Here is a 19973-nt window from a genome sequence, read left to right on the forward strand (position 1 = left end):
CGGCTGCTGCGGGTGGGTGATCGAGTTGCCTTTGACGGCGCAGAGCACCAGGTGGCGGTGTTGTCGGGGTCATGGGTGCGGCTGATCGGCTCGGACGGTACGCCGAGGGCGGTGTTGCTGACGCACCTGGTGGGCTCGCCGGGCTTCGACATCCTCGGCGGGGATCCAGCCGAGCCGCGCACGGTTCTTGCCGATCATGCCCTCGCTGATGTCGCCGAGGACGTCGCGCAGCGGGCCCGGCAGTGGGAGCAACACATCATCGAGGTCGAGACCGGGCTTCCTCCCGGCGCCGAGCCGGGGACAGCGCCGCGAAGTGAGTACGACCCGCGCCTGCACGGCATACGACAGCGGGTGGCGGCGAAGGCCGAGGAGTTGTCCGCGTCCGGGATCCCCGCAAGCGTGGCGACCGTTCAGCGGATGCGGCAACGTTACCGAACCGGCGGCCTGCGCGCCTTGGTGGACGGTCGGTCACAGCGACCTGTCTCGCAGGTCGGGCGGGCCGACGAACGGGTGGTGGCCGCGATCCGTGAGGCGTTGACCGCGCAGGAGAATCAGTCGACCGGCACTCGCTCCCGGCTGCGGCACCAGGTCGAAAGAATCTTGACGCAGCGACACGGAGCAGGCGTGGTGGCACTGCCACCGAAGAGCACATTCCACCGCCTGGTCGCCGCGTTGTCCGTGGGCCAGCACACTTTCGGCGCGGCGACGACCCGCCGGTCGACGGCGAACCGGCCGGGCGGCCCATTCACGGTGACGTGGGCGGCTCGGCCGGGTCAGCACGTGCAGATCGACACCACCGTGTTGGACGTGATGGTGGTCTTCGATGACGGTCAGGCCCGTCGGGTCGAGTTGACCGCGGCGGTGGATGTCGCCACCCGCACCATCTGCGCCGCAGTGTTGCGGCCGGTGGGCACGAAAGCCGTGGACGCCTCCCTGCTGTTGGCGCAGATGTTGGTCCCCGAGCCGATGCGGCCGGGCTGGGACGAGTCGCTGCGGATGGCGGCATCGAGGCTGCCACACCGGCGGCTGGCGGACATTGACGCGCGGATGGAGCAGGCCGCCGCGAAACCGGTCGTGGTCCCGGAGACGATTGTCTGCGACCGGGGGAAGGTCTATCTGTCCGACACGTTCCTGCGGGCCTGCCAGACGTTGGGGATCTCGGTGCAGCCGGCGCATCCGCGCAGCCCGACGGATAAGGGCATCGTCGAGCGCACCTTCGGGTCGATCAACACGCTGTTCTGTCAGTACGTCGCCGGCTACACCGGCCGGGACGTCGCTCACCGGGGCAGCCGGGTGCAGGCCGAGGCGGTGTGGTCGATGGCCCAGATGCAGGACCTGCTCGATGAGTGGATCGTCGCCGGGTGGCAGCAGCGCCCACACGAGGGTCTACTCAGCCCGGACACCGGGCGGGTGCTATCACCGAACGAGATGTTCGCGGTGTTGGTCACCGCGGCCGGCTACGTTCCGCTGATGCTCACCGGCGACGACTACGTCGAACTGCTGCCGGGGACATGGCGCACGATCAACGACTACGGCGTTCGCCTCGATGGGCGCACCTACGACAGCAGGGCGCTCAATCCCTACCGTCGGCAGCACTCTGGGGTCGCGGCCAAGCAGGGGTTGTGGGAGGTCCGCCACGACCCCTACGACCTGACCCAGGTCTGGGTGCGCAACCACCGCGACGGCGGGTGGATCCGCGCCGGGTGGACCCACCTGCCGATGGTGGCCGCTCCGTTCGCGGACTTCACCTGGCGCCACGCCCGACAACAGGCCACCCCGGACCCCGCCGGCGAGCCGAACGAGACCGCGACCGCCCGGGTGCTGGCCGACCTGCTGCGCCGCGCCGGCGAGGGCCCCGCACCGCAAGCCTCGGTGGGCGAGACCGACCGGCGGGTGGCGGCCAGGACCCGGGCCGCCGCCGCGTCGCACCGCCCCCGCGTCGCTCCCGAGCGTCCACCCGTGGACGACGACGAGCCCGAGGACGGCCAGGTCGACAACGTCATCCCCTTCGGGATCTTCGACGCTCGCGAGGAGGCGCAACGGTGGCTATGACCGCCGCATTCACCCCGCCGGCTGACGAACCGCTGACCAGCAAGGAAGGCTGGTCACGGTGGGTCCAGCACGACCCCCGCCCGCCCGAGCTGCACCTGGACTGGCCGCACCTGAGCCCGGTCGAGCAGGCCGCCTACGACGACGCCCGCCTGGACTACCACAGCGACCTCATAGTGGTGAACACCCCGACCATCCAGGAGGTCGTCAAGACCGTCCGCCGGCTGCTGATCCTCAACCGCCGGCAGATATCCGCCCGCCGAGGGCTGATCATCACCGGCGGCGCCGGCACCGGCAAGACGACCGCCATCACCCAGCTCGGCCGCGCCCACGAACTCGCCGTCGCGCTGCGCAACCCGATGACCGGGCCGCGAATCCCGGCCGTCTACGTCACCGTCCCACCAGCGGCGACACCCCGCATGCTCGCCGTCGAGTTCGCCCGCTTCCTCGGCCTGCCTCTGGCCTCCAGGTCCAACATCACCGACGTCACCAACGCCGTCTGCGCCGTGCTCTGCGACGTCGGCTGCGACCTGGTGCTCGTCGACGAGATCCACAACCTCAACCTGGCCACCCGCGCCGGAGCCGAAGCATCCGACCAGCTCAAATACTTCTCCGAGCGAATCCCCGCCACGTTCGTCTACTCCGGCATCAACGTCGAGCGGGCCAACCTGTTCACCGGCACCCGCGGCGAACAGATCGCCAGCCGGTTCGCCACCATCGCGACCCGGCCGTTCGCCTACGGCACCACCGCCCAACGGGAGAACTGGCGGGCCCTGGTCGCCACCCTCGAACAGGCCCTACGGCTGCACCGACACAAGACCGGCACCCTCGCCCGCCACGGCGAATACCTCTACCAACGCTCACGCGGCATGATCGGCAGCCTGTCCCACCTCATCCGCGGCGCCGCGATCGACACCATCCTCGACGGCACCGAAAAGATCACCAAGGCCCACCTCGACGCGATCCGCCTCGACCACGCCGCCGAGACAGCCACCCCCACCCCGAGTCCCGCCCGCCAACGCCGCCAACGACAGGGCGCAGCATGACCGGCGCACCCACCAGGCGGCTGCCCATCCCCACGCCCCCCGTCACCTGGGAAACCGTCACCTCCTACTTGGAGCGGCTCGCCGCCACCAACCACACCGCCGTCCGCGACATCGAGGCCGCCATCGACGCCTCGCCGAACAAGGTCTCCTACAGCCACAAACGAAATTTCAACCTCGACAAGCTCAGCGCACTCACCGGCCAACCCGCCGACCACCTTCGCCGCGTTCTGCCCGAGCTACGCCAACCCGCGCCGCGCTGGTGGCTGTTCCAAGCCTTCCCCCGGCCCGCCTGCCCGCCCTGCGTCCGCCGCCACCGAGGCGGCCCCGTCCACCGCTACTACCCGCACCACGTCACCGCCTGCGTCAAGCACAACCTCTGGCTCGGCACCCGAGCCCCCGCAGCGACGGCGTGGCCCGTCACCGACCACGCCATCAACATCGAGCGCCTACCAGAGATCAAATCGGCGCAGGTCCGCCACCGGCGTCTCGTCCGTCGTTACGGCCAGGCCGCCGTCCTGATCGCCACCAGAGCAGCCTTCGATGCCTGGGAACACATTCACGGACGCTACCTCGGTCACAACCAGGACCGACGGCTAACCGTGCTCCAACCAGCCGCACACCAACATCACTTAGAAGACCCCGCGTTCCACGCCGCGAGCTACCCGGAGATCGTCGCGGCGGCCAACCTCTTCGTCACACGCCGATGGCAGATCCAAGCCACCTTCCCGATGACCCAAAACCACGCCTACGCCGCCTTCTGCAACCTCCTCGACCTGTCAATCCGCTACGACCCACTGCCCACTGGTCACCGCAACCGGCTCACGACCCTGATCGACAATCACGTCCGCCCGCACTCGACCAACCACAACATGATCACTTCTGCGGGCATCAGATACACCGGGCCGCGAGCAGGGTGGACGGCCCAATGAGGATGACATTCCCCAGGTCAAGGAGGCAGGCGCATGTCAACTACGACGGGTCAGGACAGGCGCCGTGGGTTGACGCCCTGGTGTCGTCTGCCAGTTGAGGTGAGGCACCCTGATGGTTGCTTCGGCGAGGGCAGGTAGCGGTGCACGCTGCAAGAGCGGTGTCCTCGACGGAACTCAGCGACGGGTTCGCGGTGGTCTACGTCGGATCCGACGGCGTACGCCGGCAGGAGCATCCGGCCCGGCGACGCGCTCACCGTCGTCTCCCTCGACCGGCTCGGCCGCTCCCTGGAAGACCTGATCACGAAACTACGGGCGGCCCATCGAGACCTTGAGGGGGATACGCGCGCTACCGACGTCATCGACCCCTGTCGAGTCGGTCTTCGCCGGGGCGGGTCCCTGCCGGGTCGGCCCACCCTGTGCCGGCCCCTTTGGAGCTGCCCCGTTTGTGCTACCGATGGAGCGGGCGCGTAAACGGGGCAGCTCCAAAGGGGCTGAAAGGCAGGTCCCCGACCGGATGCGGGGGCAATCGTCCGGCCGCCACCCGACTGCCCGATGCGCGGGGCGGCAGGGGGGCGGCGTGGCGGCGATCTCCTGGAGCATTCGCGGGAGCGGAAACAGAGACAGCGCAGGACCTGCGAGGCCGAGGCCCTGGGCAGGATCTCGGACGGCGTCGCGCCGTCGCGGCCTCGCTTAGCGCCGTCGTGGTTACCTGCGGGACCTGCTCGAAGCCGGCGGTAGCGAGCCCGGCGATGGTGAAGGCTGCTTCGACGTCGGCCCCGCTGGGATAGGTGTCGAGCACGTGGACGACTTCGGGAAGGTGGCGGAACAGGGTGGTCGCCTGGGGTCGGCCGGAGAGTGCGAAGCGGAGCGGATCAGCACTCGGCCGCCGGGGCGCAGTACCCGGCGCAGTTTTCGGGCTGCACGGGTCAGGTCGGCAGCGGGCACCGGTGCGGACGTTGGGTGCCGGCGGCGGGCGGTCCGCTGTTGTCAGCGCGGCGAGCCGCCGGGGCCGGGGGAGTCCGGGATGCCCGTCGAATCGCCCGCTGCCGGGGCGGAGGCCACCGGGCCGGCGGGAGCAGGACTGATCGGGCCAGACCGCACGTCGTCCGCGACGCATTTTGGCCCCGGATCCCGGTACAGGGAGCTGTAGAGGTAGAGGCCAGCCTCGCCGCGCGGCCCGTGGCTCCTCGGTATCAGAGCCAGCACCGTCCCGGCGGGGATCTGATCCGGCCGGAGATGGGCCACATCGGTATCCCAGACGAGAGCCGTATTCACTGCGTATGCCTGGGCGATCCCGACGTGCACCTCAGTGCCCCGGTCCGAGACCGGGCAGGAGGCTGCCGGCTGTGGTGGAAAGACCGCCGCGCGCACGCCGGCCTCGCGCAGGGCCCGGTTGACGCCGTCCGGGTCGGCGATGTGATGGAACCTGACGGTCACCGTACCGTCCTTGTTGGCGGTCAGCACGTACGCCGCAGCGGTGGGGGCCTGGGCCGTCGTCAGGACCAGCGTGGCCGCCACCGCGAGCACCGCGAAACCACCCCCGGCGGCGAGCACCAGCCGGGGCCGTCGCCTCAGGACGCCGCGGCTCGCCGGCGCCGGCTGATCGACCGGGTCGACGACCCGGGTCAGCAGTTCGTCGAGAAGTGCCTGTCGGAAGCGGGTCATCGGATCTCCTCCTGGATGTCGTATGCCGCGCGCAGCCTCGCCCGCGCGCGGAAGAGCCGCACCCGGACCGTTGCGGGCAGGAGGCCCATGGCATGGGCGGCCTCCCTTGGAGTCAGCCCGGCGATGTCGACCAGCTCGATCAGCTCGCGGTCGGTGGCGGACAGCTCGCGCAGGACACCTCGCGCCCGGCGCGCCCGTTGCTCGGCGTCGATCTGCTCCTCGATGCGGACGATGTCGTCCGCATCGAGGAGCCGACGCCCGGCGAACCGGACCGCGACCTGACGGTCGGCCTCCCGCTGCCGGTAGAAGCGGCGCAGAGTGTTGTGGGCGATGCCGAGCAGCCAGGCCAACGGCCGGCCGCGCCGCGGATCGAACCCCGCCGCGTCGCCGATGGCGGCGATGAAGGTGTCCGCCACGAGGTCGGCAACGTCGTGCGGGTCGCGCAGCCGCCGGGTGAAGTACCGGACCACGTCCGGGTAGTGCTCGGCGTAGAACGCCTCGAGCGCCGCGCGGTCGCTGCCGATGCGGCGGGTCCGTTCTCGCTCGGGCTCGTGCGCGGTCGCCTGTGGCGGGTTGTCTCTCACGTCATCTATTGCCACGGGCCGACGCTGCCGTTACAGGCAGCGGGAGGCCGGCCGTCAGGTCGCCGGGCTGGTGTTCCTCGATGATCAGGCTGACCGTCATGTGCGTCCAGTGTCTGCTCCGATCGTTCGCACCGCAGACCGTCTGGCCCGGATGGTGTTGTTAGGGGTGCCGGTAACGAACGTGTCACCAGCCGCCCAATAGCTGATCTTGATAGGTTGACGGACAGCGACGGATGAGCGTCTTGGCTGGTGTCCCGTTAGGGGATCGTCCACCGGGACACCCAGGGAACCCTTCGACCCAAACGACCGCCCCTGATGAACAAGTCCCGTAAGGCCCGCCCGATAAAGTGCCCGGTCATCGGGGGTTGAACGGTACAGTCAGGCCAGGAATGGCCTCAAGATCGGCTACGCGCGGGTGTCTACCGACGAGCAAGACTTCGCCACGCAACTGGCGGCGCTCGCCGAACTCGGCGTCGCCACCGATCGGATCTATGTCGATAAAGGCCTGACCGGAACCAACCGAGCCCGGCCTGGCCTGCGCGAGGCCCTCGCGGCGTGCCGGGCCGACGATCAGCTGGTCGTGACGAAGCTGGACCGGCTCGCCCGCTCGGTCTCCGACGCGCACGACATCGCCAAGGAGTTGACCGGCCGGCACGTCAAGCTCAACCTCGGTGGATCCATCCACGACCCGACCGACGCGATGGGTAAATTGCTGTTCACCACTCTCGCGATGATCGCCGAGTTCGAGGCGGACCTGACCCGGATGCGGACTCGCGAGGGCATGAAGATCGCCAAGGCCAAAGGGCGGTTACGGGGCAAGGCGCCCAAGCTCAGCATCAGGCAAGAGGCGCACCTGGTCGCCCTGCACAAGGCCGGCGAACACACCAGCGCTGAGCTGGCAGAACTGTTCGGCGTAGCCCGTTCGACCGTGTATCGGGCGATTGAACGGGCGAAGACGACCCGTTAGTAGCCTGGGCGGGCCCGACTCGATGCTCCTCACTCACGGTCGCTGGCTCCTCGGACGCCTGTTGCGGCGCAGGTACTGCAGGAGTGAATGCAGTGCGGCGCCTGCGATTGCGGTGAGGATTGCTCCTGCTGCGATAAGCCACATTGGTGGTGGGCCGAAGTCGGGACGGCCGGACTCGCGTATGGTGCCGTGGATGGCGAGGTCGGCGGCGACTGTCATCTCGGTGATCCCAGCCGGAGTGCGAAGGAGTACCTCGGGGGAGGTCGCGCCTCGACGTAGTAGCACTAACTGGACCGCTGTCGTGCCGTGTTCCTGGTAGGGGCTGGTGGCGATGTCGTGGGTGTCCGGGCGGTCCACCGCCGTCGGGCCGGGCACGCCGATCAGGGCGACCGCTTCGTCCGCTGAGCGCCATCCGACGAGGTGGACGTACGTGGCGGAGCGAACGTCGGGGAAGGCGGGCCCAGGGACCACCGCAGCGTTGGCCACGTCGCGGGTCTCTAGCCGCCACGTGCGTGGGTATGACGGCACGGGGCAGTCTGTGCAGGTCGACCGGGTGAGGGTGGCCATCGTCCGTCCGTCCGGCAGCCAGGAGCCGGCCCCAGGTAGCCGTCCGCCGTTGAGCGGTAGCTTCCGATACGGCGTGGCGGTGCCGTCGGGATCGGCGTCGGCGACTCGGGTCAGCCACACCTCGTCGCGTACCTGCACTGCCAGCTCAGTACCGTCTGGTGAAACCGCTGCTTGTCCGGGTGGCACCCAGGCGGTGCCAACCCGTACCCGCAACACGTCGGCGCGGCGGTCTCGGTCGTACAGCCCGACGTACGGAGTGGCGTAGGTGTTCGGCGAGGTGAAGGTGTCATGGTCGGCGTAGGCGAGACGCTTACCGTTGGGCGCGAAGGCGAGCGGGTAGCCGTCCGTTCCAGCCGGGGCGGACCGGCCGGACGTCAAGTCATAGAGCAACCCGCCTGCCCAGACGTACCGGCCGTTCGGGGAAAGCAACGCCCCGAACCCCGCGGTCTGCGACTCGGAAGGCGTGAGCACGCGGTACCGGTCGACGTCTGCGGCTACCACCCCCATCCTGGTCTCGTTCCAGTTATCGCGCACTGCCGGGCCGCCGAAGAGCATCGCCGCCGCGCCGGGCGCCGACTGGGCCACGGTCGCAGTCCGCAGCGGCGGGTCGACCAGCCGGGTGGGCAGGCCGGGAGCGGTGGAGCCGGCCGCCGAAGGCCATCGAATGGGCGCCGGGCGTAGCGCGTACCCCGCGCCGAGCAGCAGCACCAGCACGGCGAGCGCGCCGGCCGTGGCGGCCCGGCGATGCCGGTGCCGGGCCCGCGCCCGGTCGAAGAGCTCCTCGGGTACGGTGGCCGCCGGCACGCCGTCGGCGAGGCCGTGCAGTGCTTCACTGAGTCGGCTGGTCATCGTGTCACCTCCTGCGGGGCCCGGCCGATGAGTTCGGCCAACTCGGGGGCGAGGGTGCGCAGCCGGCCGAGGGCGTGCCGGGTTTGGCTCTTCACCGTGCCGACGCGGCAGCCGAGCAGATCGGCGGTCTCGGTCTCGGTGCGGTCCTCGTAGTAGCGCAGCACCAGCACTGCCCGTTGCCGCACGGTCAACCGGGCCAGCGCCGCTTGCAACACGACCCGCAGATCAGCATCATCGCCGAGACCCGCCGGGCGGTCCGGCACGAACCCGTCGAGTTGCTCCGGTGGACGCGCCCGCCGCCACCGCCACCAACTAGCCGCCTGCGTATAAAGCACCCGACGCACGTACGCGCCAGGCTCGTCGAGCCGCTCCCACCGGACCGCAACCCGGGCAAGGGCCACCTGAACCAAATCCTCGGCGTGGTGCCGATCACCAGTGAGCAGATACGCGAACCGAGTCAGCCCGGCGCTCTCAGCCCGCACAAACTCGACGAAACCGGCCCGAGCCGCGTCCCCACTCATCAACGGATTGCCCTCCTCACCTACCCAGACGCCGAGAAGGGGCGCCATGGAGGGAACCCCACTCCCCCTTTCTTCTCAGATCTGTCTCGGCTGGCGATAGCCCTCGACCAACCGCCAAACCGTTGGCTCTCTGCGCCGAGAGCTGCGGCTGGACCCTTCTGCCATGGCGACCTTCATAGCGCATCAGCGCTCGGCTGAGGAATTTTGGAGGCTTCTGCGGTTGCTCTTGCACCGCCCGGACGGTCAGGGCTGGCGGCGTTTGATGCCGTTTCGCCGCGCAGCTCCAGCCGCTTGGTCATGTTGAGCGTCACCTCGCCGTACGGGGCGACGTGGGTCCAGAACAGCGGCGTCAGGCCGCGCCGGTCTTCTGCGGTGAGCGTGTCGGACCAGGCGGGTTCGGCGAGGACGTCCTGCACGAGCAGGGTGTTGACGTAGGCGACGGAGGCCTGCAACACGTGCAGGCAGGCCACGGACAGTTCCTGCTCGTCGCGGCGGTTGGTGGCGATGTCGCCGCCCTTGCCGTAGAACAGCACTTGGTTGCCGCCGTTCCAGCCCTCAGCCACGTTCAGCCCGTCGTGGATCTCGCGCTGCAGGTCCCGGTCGCGCAGATACCGAGCCACGAAGGCCGTCTTGACGGCCCGGCCGACCTCCAGCATCGCCTGGTACGTGGGGTGCGAGGCGGCGCGGGTAAAGCGGCGCAGGATCGCCTCGGTCGATGCGGTGCCGGTGCGGACGCGCGCCGCCCAGGCCGAGCAGCACGGCGAGGCCCAGGGCGCTGCGCGGGGTGTACGGCACCCGCCACAGCCCGCCGTGCGCCGCACCGTACGCCTCGTCCTGCCACGGGTGCGGCAGCGCCGGGCCGCCGCCGGTGCGCAGGTCGTGCACCAGGAGCGCGGCCATCAACGTGTTGCTGGTAGCCGGGTCGAACACCTCGATGCCGAAGCGGTGCGCACCGGCGTACGCGGCGGCGAGCGCCCGATTACGCAGCACCGAGCGGGTCCGGGTGGGCGGGGCGACCGTGAACGACACGGTCGCCCCCGCGTCGCGGGCGGTCGTCGCCCGCCACCGCTGCAGGCGTTTCGCCAACGCGTAGTTGGGGCCCTGCTGCGGGACGAGGCTGTCGTTGACACCCGGGTCGACGCCCGGCGGGTAGTTGCGGTGCAGGAGCCTTCCGCCGGAGGCGAACCGCAGCGACCGGCGGAGGATGCCCCGCGCGGCGTAGCCCCGCGCGGCGTGCTGCACCGCGTCCCCGGGGACGGCGAAAACGTCGGTGGGGGTGGCCAGGAACGCCAGCGCCACGTCGTCGCGGCGCTCCTGCAACCGCAGCGTCAGCGCGTCGACGGCTGCGGCGACCCGGACGTTGGTCGCGCCGTCGGCGTAGACGTAGTTGCCCAGCACGAGCCGGCCCTCGACGCCGAGCAGCCAGTCGGCCACCTGCGGAAGGTGGTGCAGCAGGTCGGCGCCGGCGCGGGCGGTCACCGTGTCGTCGTCGGGGCCGGTGTCGGCCGGCACGGGCAGGTGGAGCCGGCCGGCGGAGCGGCGGGTGGTGTCCAGCAGCCGCCGCCAGATCTCCGGGCGCGGCAGGTCGACCGCGACGACGTCGCCGCCCCAGCGCAGCACCGACGGTAGCGGGCCCATCTCGGCGCCCGCGCCGAGCACCACGATGCGGTGGTCGCGCAGGTCGAGCCAGCCCGGGTTGGCCATGACGGCACGTACTGCCTCGGCGCAGGACGGCTCGACGACCCCGGCGGCGACCCACGCGTCGAGCCGGCGGCACAGGTCGTCGCCGCGCAGCCGGCGGCCCCGGTACGGCAGCGACAGCTCACGCTCGGCCTCACCTGCGCCGGCGATCGTGGCCGTCCGCAGCGGCTCGACCTGGGCGGAAGTGGCGAACACATCGCCGAGGCCCACCTCGACGCCGTCTGCGCGGAGCACGGTCATCCGGCGGTGCAGCGAGGCGAGCCCGTCGCGGGCGATCGTCACCGCGGCGTCGCGGGAGAGCAGCCCGGCCTCGACGAGCCGCCGGAAGTGCCCGAGGTATCCGTGCCGCCAGTCCGTCTCGTGTTCCACCGCACGCGCGCCGACCGGATCGACGGCGCGCAGAGCGTCGGCGACGACCGCCCGCCCCAGCGCGGACCGGCCATGGGGACCAACAGAACAGTCAGTATCGATGAGAACGATCATGGTGGCTGGGGGCCAGTCACGCGCCCTGCGCGGCGGCGGCCTTCTGCTCGTCGTGCTCGCGCAGCATGCGCATGACGGTGGCCGGGGCAGGGTGCTGCCCGCGTTTCTTGCCGGTGCGGATCACCAGCCGGGAAGCGATCTCGCGCAGGCTCAACTCCTCGTCGCGAAGGCGTAGAGCGGTGGCGAGCATGTCCTCGTCGGAGACCTTGACACCGCCGATGGCCTTGCCTTTCGTGCGGGCGGTCTCCTGGCCTTCGAGGGTCTTGTCGCGGATGTAGTCGCGCTCGGACTCTGCCATGGCGGCGAAGAAGGCGAACAGAGCGGCGCCGTGGCCGGCCGGGTCGTGCTTCCCGGCGAGGGGGCCGGTGAGGAACTCCAGCTCGATCTCGGCGTCCCGCAGTTCCTCGGCGGCCTTCAGCAGTTCCAGGGCTCCGCGGCCCAGCCGCTTCATCTCGTGCACCACGAGCGTGACCTTCGCGCCCAGTGAGCGGTACTCGCGGGCCGCCGCCAGGGCCGCCTTCATCTCGGGACGCTCCCGGACCCGAGTGCTGATCTGCTCCTGGAACAGCCGGTGCACGCCGGAGGCTTCGAGGGCGTCGATCTGGGACTGGATCTCCTGCGACCGGCTGGAAACCCGCGCGTACGCGAGCCTGACCTCCATCGGCACGGCCGGCGCCGCGAGCTTCTGCACCGGCAGGGCCGTCCAGACGGAACCGGGATGGCGTACGGCGGGGGTGGCGACGTGCAGTTCGGACCGCAGGGCGGGGACGAGCTGGAAGCGGGCGGTGTGGTACTTGAGTGCGACCTTGCCGGAGGTGGTGCGGCAGGGCGAGCCCGCCGGGGCCTGGCAGGTGGACATCGGGCAGACGTGCGACTCGACGAGCCGGTACGGATCGGTGATCACGCCGGGATCGTTTCAGGAGTACGTTTCACAGGTCAAGAGGAAGGAAACGACCCGTGAAACGAACCGGCCTGCGACGATGCCGTCAACGTCCGGTGTTGAAACGGGGACCACTTATGAAACGCCGACTGCGGTGGAGCCGAGGGGCGTCAGGGGTTATTCAGGTAGGTGAGGACGGCGAGGACGCGGCGGTTGTTGGTGTCGTCATCGGAGATGCCGAGTTTGCCGAACATGGAGGTCGTGTATTTGCTGATGGCGCTTTCGCTGAGGAAGAGGCGCTGGCCGATGGCCTGATTGGACAATCCTTCGGCCATGAGGCCGAGCACGGAGTGTTCGCGTTCGGTGAGCCGTTCGAGTCGCCGGTTCGAGGACCCGCTGGACAGCAACTTGGCGATGACGGCTGGGTCCATGGCGGTCCCGCCGCCGGCGACGCGTTCCAGGGCATCGATGAACTGATCGGCGTCGAAGACGCTCTCTTTGAGGAAATAGCCAATGCCACCGGCGCCGTCGGCCAGGAGTTCGCGGGCGTACAGCTGCTCGACGTACTGGGAAAGGATGAAGACCGGCAGTCCGGGCAGTTCGCTGCGGGCGGCAAGAGCAGCGCGCAGGCCCTCATCCGACTGGGTCGGCGGCATGCGGACGTCGATGACGGCAACGTCCGGCCGCCACGTCAGCAGTGCCTCAAGCGTCTCGGGTCCGGTGGCTGCCGTCGCCACCACCTGGTGCCCGCACGCCTCGATGAGGCGGACCATTCCGTCACGCAGGAGGTAGAGGTCTTCGGCTACTACGATTCGCATGGCACCATCATCCTCACCCGGGTCGGGCCGCCTGCCGGGCTGGTGATCTCCAGGGTGCCGTCGAAGACCGCGAGCCGGCGACGCAGCCCCGCAAGTCCGCCGTCGGCTCGCACGCCAACTCCGCCGCGGCCGTCGTCTTCGACATCGATGACGATGCCGGTGTCGTCCTGAGTGATGGAGATCCGGGCCAGGGTCGCACGGGCGTGCTTGACCGCGTTGGTCAGCAGTTCGGCGATGGCGAAGTACAGGGCAGACTCGATCGGCGGGTCCAGGCGGAGCTGAAGGTCGGCGCTGACAGCCGTTTCGAGCGGGCTGTCCAGGGCAAGAGCGCGAACGGCATCGACGAGCCCGCGGTCGTTCAGCACGGGCGGGTTGATTCCCTGAACCAGTTCGCGGAGCTCGGTCAGTGACGCCGTGGCACCAGCCCGCGCTTCCCTCATCAGCGTCCTGGCCTGGTCAGGGTCGGTTTCCATCAGCTTCTCCGCAGTCGCCAAAGAAAGCCCGAGCCCGACCAGGCGGGCCTGCGCCCCGTCGTGCAAGTCCCGCTCAATCCGGCGGATCTCGGCGGCCTGAGCGACCGTCGCATCCGCGCGCTGGGCGGTCAGTTCGTCCACACGGTCCGCCAACGCCATAGCGGGTGACGGGCGTAGGAAGCGGACGGCCACTGGCTCGACACACCGCCAGGCATACGGGGCACTAGCGAAGGCCACAACCAGGCCGAGCACCCCGACGACGCGCGCGGCGGACTCCGGCTGGCCGAGCCCGAGGACCGCCACGGCCACCCCGGCCGGCGGAAGGGACGCGACCACGCCCGCAGTGAGCGGCGCAATCGCCGTGAACCTCAGATCGCGCCAGTTGGCGGGATCCCTCCACCGGACCCGCCACTTCTGATCCAAGAGGGCGTCGCGGCGGGTGCGCTCGTAACTGAAGCCGTTCCACCAGTACCCGGTGGACATCCGCGTCACCGGCCCGGCCTCCCGGTATCCGGCGGGGATGACGGTGGCCGTCCACTTCGTGACGAGGAAGCGGACCATCCGGCAGACCGGGCGGGACAGGGGGAGCGTGCCCCCGCACACCAACACGACCGGCGCGACCCACGACCACGGGTTTCCCGCCCCCCACCAGATCCCCAGCGCCACGGCGGCTGCCCACAAGGCCGGGACCAGCATGCTGATGGCCGCCACGACGCACGCCCGTACGAACCCCACGCCAGCGCGCGCCAGCCACGAACCCAGCTGTCTCATATTTCTTCCTTCGCTTTCCGTTCGGTGCTTCCACTGTGCACGGCGCGGAGCCCGCTACCGCCCTGGTCAGCCGGGGAGTAGGGCTATCCCCACCTACCCGTGCGTCCAGACGGATACCGCGTCGACCGAGCGCTTCGTAGCGTCGGTGAGCATGGAATCCAACATCCACACCCCGCCCTCGGCCGCCCACCACGACCATCCCCACACCCGACGAGCCTTCGACACGGCGAAGAGCAGCATCAAGGTTTACGGCGCACTCAGCGCCGTCGCCCTCCTGGCGGTCATCGTGGTGTCGAGCAGCGGTCATATGGTGAACACGTTCATGTGGGTCCGGGCAGTCCTGCTGCCTGTAGTCGCTGTGCTGATCTACAGGATGACCGTCTCCGCTTCCCGGGGATCCCGACGGGCCTTCGAGCGCGTGAGCGCCCTCGCCGTGATCATGCCGATCGCGATCATCGGTGTCGACCTGATCCCGGGTGTCTGCCCGCCGTGGTACGCGGTGATGCAGGTCGTCTGCATGCTGCCCATCATCCAAGTCGCGTTCATCATCCGTGGCTCTGCACTGCGCGCCGCCTTCCCCAAGTCACGCTGACCCGCGCAGACCTCGTAGGTGCCCGTGGAGGAGGTCACACATCTCGATCAGCCCGGCCGTCGCTCGGCCGGGCTCCGCATCCAGGTGCAGTTGCCCCCTGACGGAAAGCAGGTGCAGGGCCTCCATCGCCCGCTCGTGAGTCATATAACTGGTGGACTTCCTCGAACCGCACATAGCCATGCCGTGCTCAACGACAGCCGCCGCCCAGGTTGTAGGCACGGCCGCCGAGCACGGCAGGCGCGGCGGCCGTGGGTTACTCGTCGTTGCCGTCGTCATCGTCATCGAGATCGACGGCATCCGGGTCGCGCAGCGGCCGCAGCCCGTCGCGCGGGACGGAGGCGGTGAAGCTGTAGCGGCCCAGGACGTTGAGGTTGCGGTGCTTGAGTGGGGACAGCCGGGCCACGTCCTCGTCACGGATCTCGTGGCCCTCGGCGCGGAGTTGGGCGACGGCGGCGTCGATGTACCTGGTGGTCCAGAGCACCACGGCGTTCAAAACGAGACCCAGCGAGCCCAACTGATCCTCCATCCCGTCTCGGTACGCCTGGTGGATGGTGCCCTTCTTGCCGTGGCAGATGTTCCGGGCGAGGTTGTGGCGGGACTCCTGGACAGTGAGCTGCTTGTGCGTCTGGCGCCGGTACGTGTCGTCCATGGGGTCGACGACGGCGAGCAGGTGCAGGGTCTTGGCGATCCGCCCGTACTCGGCGAACGCCTGCCCGAGCGGGGCCGGGTGGCCCTCGCGGCCGAACATCCGCAGCAGGTCGTAGGCCCTCACCTGGTTGGTGACCAGGGAGCCGGCCACCCGCAGCATGTCCGGCCAGTGCGTGATCATCTTCTTCACGTTCACCTTGTTGCGGGCGATGGCCTCCAGCGGCCCGTACCCGCCGGCGTTCTCGGCGCCGGGCATCTGGGCCTTCCAGAACCGCTGGTCCTCCAGGTCCTTGAAGCGCGGGGAGAAGCGGTAGCCGAGCATCTTGAAGATGCCGAACACCATGTCGCTGTAGGAAGCGTTGTCGGTGGCGACCATCTCCGGCTTCACCCCGCCGTCCAGGTTCAGCAGGGCGTCCAGGATGAATAGGGAGTCACGCGGGGTGCCGGGCACCACCATCTGCCCGATGCCGATCACCTGGTCATTGATCGCATTCAGCCAGGTGATGCCCTTCTTCTTCGCGAAGTACTTCGGCGAGGGCGCGGCGTTGATGCTCCGCGTGGGGACGACGAAGCGCAGGCCGTCGACGGAGGCGAGCAGGCCCTTGCCCCAGAACTGCACGATCGGCACCCAGGCCTGGGCTGCGATCAGGGCGGCGATGGTGTCCGCGCGCAGGTAGTACTGGTCGACGTGGACCAGCCGGGACCGGGTCAGTGCCTCGTAGCCCGGGTTGATGACCGGCGTCATGCCGATGTTGCACGCCTCCGAGACCAGCAGCGCGACCATCGAGGTCGGCAGGTCCTTCATGCGGGTCTTGCCGTCGCCCAGGTGCACGAAGGCGTCCAGGAACCCGGTCCAGGCGTGCACCTCAAAGAGCAGGTCCGGCAAGTCGATCTTCGGGAGCATCTTCTCGACGCGCTCGCGCAGCCACTTCAGCGACTTCGGCTCACCGAGCGCGTGGAGCTTCTCCACGTTCAGCTTCGCCCGCCCGTTGGGCTGCACCTCGATGCTGATTTTCGCGTCGTCGCCGGCCTCCTCCAGCCGCTCAGCCATCTGCTTCCACGTAGCGTCCAGCACGTCGAACAGTTCCCGAAGGTGCTGTTCCGCGTCCTCGTCCAGGCTCAGGCCCGCCAGGACGTCCTCGCGCACCGCCTCCCACCCCTTGCCCTGGAGCAGGCGGGCGCGCGGGTCGGACCAGCGATGCGAGGGGGAAGCGAAGATGTCGCGGCGCTTGAGGGCTCCGAAGAGCTGTTCCAGCACGCAGACCACGTACGCGTCGCGGTCCACCGCTCCTTCCGGCAGGTCCGCGTTTGCGTACACCGCCTTGCGCCAGTGCGACGGCACCAGCTTGTCGTCGACCTCGCGCGGCAGCAGCGGCTTCTCGCCCACCTTCCTCCGCGAGAGCGCCGGGAGCCGCTGCACTCCGGTGAGAATCCGCCTGCCGCCGGGCGCAGCGTCCAGCGCCTTCGACTCGCCCAGCAAGGACAGGAACGGCTTGACGGTGTTGTAGCGCAGCGCCAGCGCGCTCCGCAGCGCGGTCTCCGCCGTGTTGTCGTCCTCAGGCACCAGGCTCACCACCACGGTGGCCGCGCTGGACAGCGCGGCCCGGGGTGCGACCTCCTCCAAGGCCCGTCACAGCGCGCTCACGTCGACATCGCAGCCGGTCTGCTCGATGAGCTCCAGCTCCTCGATGAACACCGCCGCCGCCCTCGCCACCAGCCGCGATGCCCTCTCCAACTGCGGCAGGGTCGACAGGCGCTGCTTCTCGCTGGACCGCTTCGCCGTACTGGTCAGCCTCGTCGCCATCAGGATCTCGAACAGGTCCAGGGCGTCGTCTGCAACGCGCCCTTCATCGCGGTACCCGTGGTCGCGTCGGCGGCCGGCGCATCCGCTCCAGCTCCGAATACCGCTTACCCTCCGGCGTCTTCAGCGTGGCCACCAGGTCCCCGGGCAGCGCCGCGTCCGCCCGCCGGACCTCCTTGGCGACCGTGGCGTGCAGCCGTTCCTCCGCGATTCTGCGGACCTCGGCGACCTCCCGGGCCAGCACGCTCACCCCAGGCAGCAGCACCCGGTTGCGGCGCAGCCAGCCCACCGAATGATCGAACAGGGCCTTCGGCCCCTCGGCGTGCGCCGTCCACGCCCGCCCGTGCAGAAAGGATCGGAACTTCCGGCCCTGAGCGCGGTCCTCGTACAGTTGGTAGCCGTACGCCTCACGTATCTCCCACGCGTGGTCATACACCGTCTGACGCCGGTCCGTGTACCGCTGCGTCCTCGATCCCCAGCTGCTCGGCTAGGTGCTCCACCACCGGCCACGGCACATCCAGCGGGTCCTCGCCCAGGAACAGGCCCACGTACCGCACCGTGCACATCTGCAGCGCGAACCCGAGCTGGTGATGCTGCGTACGCCGCAGCGCAATCAGATCCCGGTCCACGTCATCCAGGAAGAAAAAGCGTTCCAGCTCGGGCTTCGGCGGCTCCTCGGCGAACTTCCCGTACGCCTCAGCCTGCTCGTCAGTCAAGAATTCCACCGGCATGAGGCGGACGTAACCACCCGGCCACGAGCAGCCGTGGATCTTTCCCCGAACACCCGCACGAAACGGATCGCTTGTGCTAGTGGATCACGGCAGGTCGACCATGATCAATCTCACCGATACTGACTGTTCCGTTGGTCCCCAAGGCCGAGAGCCGGATCGGTGGTGCTGAGGTGGACGCTGTCCGAGGCCGGCCGGAACAGGCCCCAGCCGCGCGGCACTCGCCGCGGCCGGGGCCTGTTCCGGTCTACGACGTCGACGCAGAGGAACAGCCGTGCGGTGTGACCTCTGCGGTTCCAATCACGACGGGGCGGTCGTGGGCGCTGCCTCGGTGCGCGGGCGCGGGACTGCGGCCAGCCCCAGGCCGAGCAGGACACAACCGCCACCGACGACGAAGAGCAGCGAGAGCGTCGGCTGGCCCAGCCATTCCCACATCGGGTGCCACGACGGATGTGGTTCGTCGAGATGGTGCTGCACCATCAGTGGCACCGCGAACAGGGTCGGCGCCCACCACAGGAGCATGGTCGCACCGAACAGGGTCGTGACGACCCCGCCCGCCAAGCGGCGCCCGTCGGTGCGGCGGCTTGCCCAGCCGAACAGCAGGAAGGCGACGACCGCTCCCGCGAGGCCGCCGCCGACCGCGAACGGGTAGACGGCCGGTGGCGTCGCGCGTTGGAGGCTCGCCGTGAGGAACGTGCTGGCCGTGGTGGACTCGGAGTTCACCTGGAGTGTCAGCGTCGTGTTCCCGCGCTGCGCGACGACGGTGGTGTCCGTCGGGATCGCCGACGAATCGCAGGGCGGCCCGATGCACCCGTACATGTTGCGCACGATCGGCCTGTACACCGTCCAGCCGGTCTCCCGCAGCCGTTGCCGCGCCAGGTCGAGCGTTTCCTGCGGCGGTCGGACCGGGATGCCGTCGACGGCACCGCCGACGCTCGCCAACGAGTATTCGCCGCCGTCGCCGAACAGCATGCTGTTGGCGTCGTCCCAGCCGAGCGGATGGCCGTAGATGACGAACATGGCCGGCGCGTCCTCGATGCCGCGTAGGTCCTGGCCGGGCAGGATCTCGGCGAGCATCGCCCGGGTTTGCCCGGCCCGGGGCAGCGGTTCGGCCGTCTCCCAGCCGGCACGGGTGGCGAACGCGGCGGCGAAGACCCCGCCGATGATCGCGGCCAGGACCGCCCAGGCGGCGACGGTGCGGCTGGCGGGGCGGCCGAGGCGGGCCCGTAGCCCATGCCGGATCAGGTTGGCGGCCTCGCGCACCGTCGGTCGGCTGCGCCCGGGCGGGGCCGCCTCGATCAGGGTGGCGAGCAGTTCGTCGCGGCGGTGGGCGCGCGGGTAGCAGAAGAGCAGCCGGCGGTACCGCCGGGCGAGCGCCCCCGTCATCAGGCGATGCCCGGGCGGAGGGCGCGCAGTCGGGTCTCGGCCGCGCCGGTGAGCTGGCGCAGGCGGGCCGTCTCGGCGGTCAGGGCCGTCAGCCCTCGCGCGGTGAGCCGGTAGTAGTGGCGCACCCGGCCGTCGACCTCCTCGTCGCGGTCGTGTTCCACGAGTTCCTCGGCGGCCAGCCGGTCGAGTGCGGTGTAGAGCGTGCCGGTGAGAAGGCTGACCCGCCCTTCGGAGAGGGCCTTGACCTCCTGGACGATGCCGTACCCGTGGCGAGGGCAGCCAGCGAGCGCGGTGAGGATGAGGAACGTCGGTTCACGCATCGGCTTCACGCCGCGGATCATATGTAAGTGATCAAGGTATCGTCAACGGGCCTTGGCCGGCAGCGATCCCCTGCATCCTCAGACCACCACCCGGTAGTGGGTGGTCAGCAGCCCCGCATCGTCGTAGACGTGGAACGCCACCCCGGGCGGCTGCCGCAGGTCGACCAGCGGCCCGTCACCCTCCCAGGGCAGCCG

Annotated in this window: 17 protein-coding genes and 1 pseudogene; 5 read left to right on the plus strand and 13 right to left on the minus strand. The window is 69.7% G+C overall.

Annotated elements, in window-relative coordinates; translation table 11 throughout:
• Positions 1-111 precede the first annotated feature (111 nt).
• Genes GVV04_RS30345 through GVV04_RS30355 form a run of 3 tightly spaced genes read left to right on the plus strand, consistent with a single transcriptional unit; the run spans position 112 to position 4024 of the window.
• Entirely contained in the window at positions 112-2052 is a 1941-nt protein-coding gene (locus GVV04_RS30345; protein ID WP_328822657.1) for a Mu transposase C-terminal domain-containing protein, read from the plus strand.
• Positions 2049-3095, plus strand: coding sequence for a TniB family NTP-binding protein (locus tag GVV04_RS30350; protein WP_161692435.1), 1047 nt, complete (start codon positions 2049-2051; stop codon positions 3093-3095). Before GVV04_RS30345 ends, GVV04_RS30350 begins: the two co-directional genes overlap by 4 nt.
• Positions 3092-4024, plus strand: coding sequence for a TniQ family protein (locus tag GVV04_RS30355; protein WP_161692436.1), 933 nt, complete (start codon positions 3092-3094; stop codon positions 4022-4024). The genes GVV04_RS30350 and GVV04_RS30355 overlap by 4 nt, the downstream gene beginning before the upstream one ends.
• Before the next feature lie 987 nt (positions 4025-5011).
• Here GVV04_RS30355 and GVV04_RS30360 read toward each other — a convergent pair.
• A complete protein-coding gene (locus GVV04_RS30360; RefSeq protein ID WP_161692437.1) occupies positions 5012-5689 on the minus strand; it encodes a hypothetical protein in 678 nt (225 codons plus the stop codon).
• A complete protein-coding gene (locus GVV04_RS30365) occupies positions 5686-6273 on the minus strand; it encodes an RNA polymerase sigma factor (RefSeq protein ID WP_161692438.1) in 588 nt (195 codons plus the stop codon). Before GVV04_RS30365 ends, GVV04_RS30360 begins: the two co-directional genes overlap by 4 nt.
• 400 nt (positions 6274-6673) lie before the next feature.
• Here GVV04_RS30365 and GVV04_RS34170 point away from each other — a divergent pair, with 400 nt between their 5' ends.
• Entirely contained in the window at positions 6674-7240 is a 567-nt protein-coding gene (locus tag GVV04_RS34170; RefSeq protein ID WP_161692462.1) for a recombinase family protein, read from the plus strand.
• 33 nt (positions 7241-7273) lie between these two features.
• Here the strand turns inward: GVV04_RS34170 and GVV04_RS30375 are convergent, their stop codons facing one another.
• From GVV04_RS30375 to GVV04_RS30405, 6 genes are all read right to left on the minus strand, one after another.
• A complete protein-coding gene (locus GVV04_RS30375; RefSeq protein ID WP_161692439.1) occupies positions 7274-8656 on the minus strand; it encodes a WD40 repeat domain-containing protein in 1383 nt (460 codons plus the stop codon).
• Positions 8653-9177, minus strand: a complete 525-nt coding sequence (locus GVV04_RS30380) for a SigE family RNA polymerase sigma factor (RefSeq protein WP_161692440.1) — start codon at positions 9175-9177, stop codon at positions 8653-8655. The genes GVV04_RS30375 and GVV04_RS30380 overlap by 4 nt, the downstream gene beginning before the upstream one ends.
• 173 nt (positions 9178-9350) lie before the next feature.
• On the minus strand, positions 9351-9998 hold the full coding sequence (locus GVV04_RS30385) for a Tn3 family transposase (protein ID WP_201754387.1): 648 nt from the start codon (positions 9996-9998) through the stop codon (positions 9351-9353).
• 1379 nt (positions 9999-11377) lie between these two features.
• Complete coding sequence (locus GVV04_RS30395) at positions 11378-12265, minus strand: recombinase family protein (RefSeq protein WP_201754388.1); 888 nt, start codon at positions 12263-12265, stop codon at positions 11378-11380.
• A 146-nt stretch (positions 12266-12411) separates the two neighbouring features.
• The gene (locus tag GVV04_RS30400) at positions 12412-13059 is read right to left on the minus strand and encodes a response regulator transcription factor (protein WP_161692441.1); all 648 of its coding nucleotides are present in this window, start codon (positions 13057-13059) and stop codon (positions 12412-12414) included.
• Entirely contained in the window at positions 13047-14303 is a 1257-nt protein-coding gene (locus GVV04_RS30405) for a sensor histidine kinase (RefSeq protein WP_161692442.1), read from the minus strand. Before GVV04_RS30405 ends, GVV04_RS30400 begins: the two co-directional genes overlap by 13 nt.
• A 151-nt stretch (positions 14304-14454) precedes the next feature.
• On the opposite strand from GVV04_RS30405, the gene GVV04_RS30410 reads away from it, so the two are divergent.
• Positions 14455-14895 (plus strand): hypothetical protein, encoded by a 441-nt coding sequence (locus GVV04_RS30410; protein ID WP_161692443.1) that lies wholly within the window; start codon positions 14455-14457, stop codon positions 14893-14895.
• Positions 14896-15148: 253 nt separating this feature from the next.
• On the opposite strand, the gene GVV04_RS30415 is transcribed toward GVV04_RS30410, so the two are convergent.
• The 5 genes and pseudogenes from GVV04_RS30415 to GVV04_RS30425 form a co-directional block, all read right to left on the minus strand.
• Positions 15149-17167, minus strand: coding sequence for a Tn3 family transposase (locus tag GVV04_RS30415; protein ID WP_407938858.1), 2019 nt, complete (start codon positions 17165-17167; stop codon positions 15149-15151).
• 6 nt (positions 17168-17173) lie between these two features.
• Positions 17174-17347: a hypothetical protein gene (locus GVV04_RS34895; RefSeq protein ID WP_407938859.1), complete on the minus strand. Its 174-nt coding sequence runs from the start codon at positions 17345-17347 to the stop codon at positions 17174-17176.
• A gap of 43 nt (positions 17348-17390) precedes the next feature.
• Positions 17391-18075: pseudogene (locus GVV04_RS34900) on the minus strand (DUF4158 domain-containing protein).
• A 297-nt stretch (positions 18076-18372) separates the two neighbouring features.
• Positions 18373-19458: a hypothetical protein gene (locus tag GVV04_RS30420; protein WP_161692444.1), complete on the minus strand. Its 1086-nt coding sequence runs from the start codon at positions 19456-19458 to the stop codon at positions 18373-18375.
• Positions 19458-19778: a PadR family transcriptional regulator gene (locus GVV04_RS30425; RefSeq protein WP_161692464.1), complete on the minus strand. Its 321-nt coding sequence runs from the start codon at positions 19776-19778 to the stop codon at positions 19458-19460. The genes GVV04_RS30420 and GVV04_RS30425 overlap by 1 nt, the downstream gene beginning before the upstream one ends.
• Between the last annotated feature and the right edge of the window lie 195 nt (positions 19779-19973).

It is taken from the genome of Micromonospora rubida (assembly GCF_009908295.1).
Lineage (GTDB): Bacteria > Actinomycetota > Actinomycetes > Mycobacteriales > Micromonosporaceae > Micromonospora > Micromonospora rubida.

What these genes read in the sequence shown, in the direction of transcription:
- GVV04_RS30350 (WP_161692435.1), top strand. Translation starts at nt 2,049, where the DNA reads ATGACCGCCGCATTCACCCCGCCGGCTGACGAACCGCTGACCAGCAAG.
- GVV04_RS30355 (WP_161692436.1), top strand. Translation starts at nt 3,092, where the DNA reads ATGACCGGCGCACCCACCAGGCGGCTGCCCATCCCCACGCCCCCCGTC.
- GVV04_RS30360 (WP_161692437.1), bottom strand. Translation starts at nt 5,689, where the DNA reads ATGACCCGCTTCCGACAGGCACTTCTCGACGAACTGCTGACCCGGGTC.
- GVV04_RS30375 (WP_161692439.1), bottom strand. Translation starts at nt 8,656, where the DNA reads ATGACCAGCCGACTCAGTGAAGCACTGCACGGCCTCGCCGACGGCGTG.
- GVV04_RS30380 (WP_161692440.1), bottom strand. Translation starts at nt 9,177, where the DNA reads ATGAGTGGGGACGCGGCTCGGGCCGGTTTCGTCGAGTTTGTGCGGGCT.
- GVV04_RS30400 (WP_161692441.1), bottom strand. Translation starts at nt 13,059, where the DNA reads ATGCGAATCGTAGTAGCCGAAGACCTCTACCTCCTGCGTGACGGAATG.
- GVV04_RS30405 (WP_161692442.1), bottom strand. Translation starts at nt 14,303, where the DNA reads ATGAGACAGCTGGGTTCGTGGCTGGCGCGCGCTGGCGTGGGGTTCGTA.
- GVV04_RS30410 (WP_161692443.1), top strand. Translation starts at nt 14,455, where the DNA reads ATGGAATCCAACATCCACACCCCGCCCTCGGCCGCCCACCACGACCAT.
- GVV04_RS34895 (WP_407938859.1), bottom strand. Translation starts at nt 17,347, where the DNA reads ATGGCGACGAGGCTGACCAGTACGGCGAAGCGGTCCAGCGAGAAGCAG.
- GVV04_RS30420 (WP_161692444.1), bottom strand. Translation starts at nt 19,458, where the DNA reads ATGACGGGGGCGCTCGCCCGGCGGTACCGCCGGCTGCTCTTCTGCTAC.
- GVV04_RS30425 (WP_161692464.1), bottom strand. Translation starts at nt 19,778, where the DNA reads ATGCGTGAACCGACGTTCCTCATCCTCACCGCGCTCGCTGGCTGCCCT.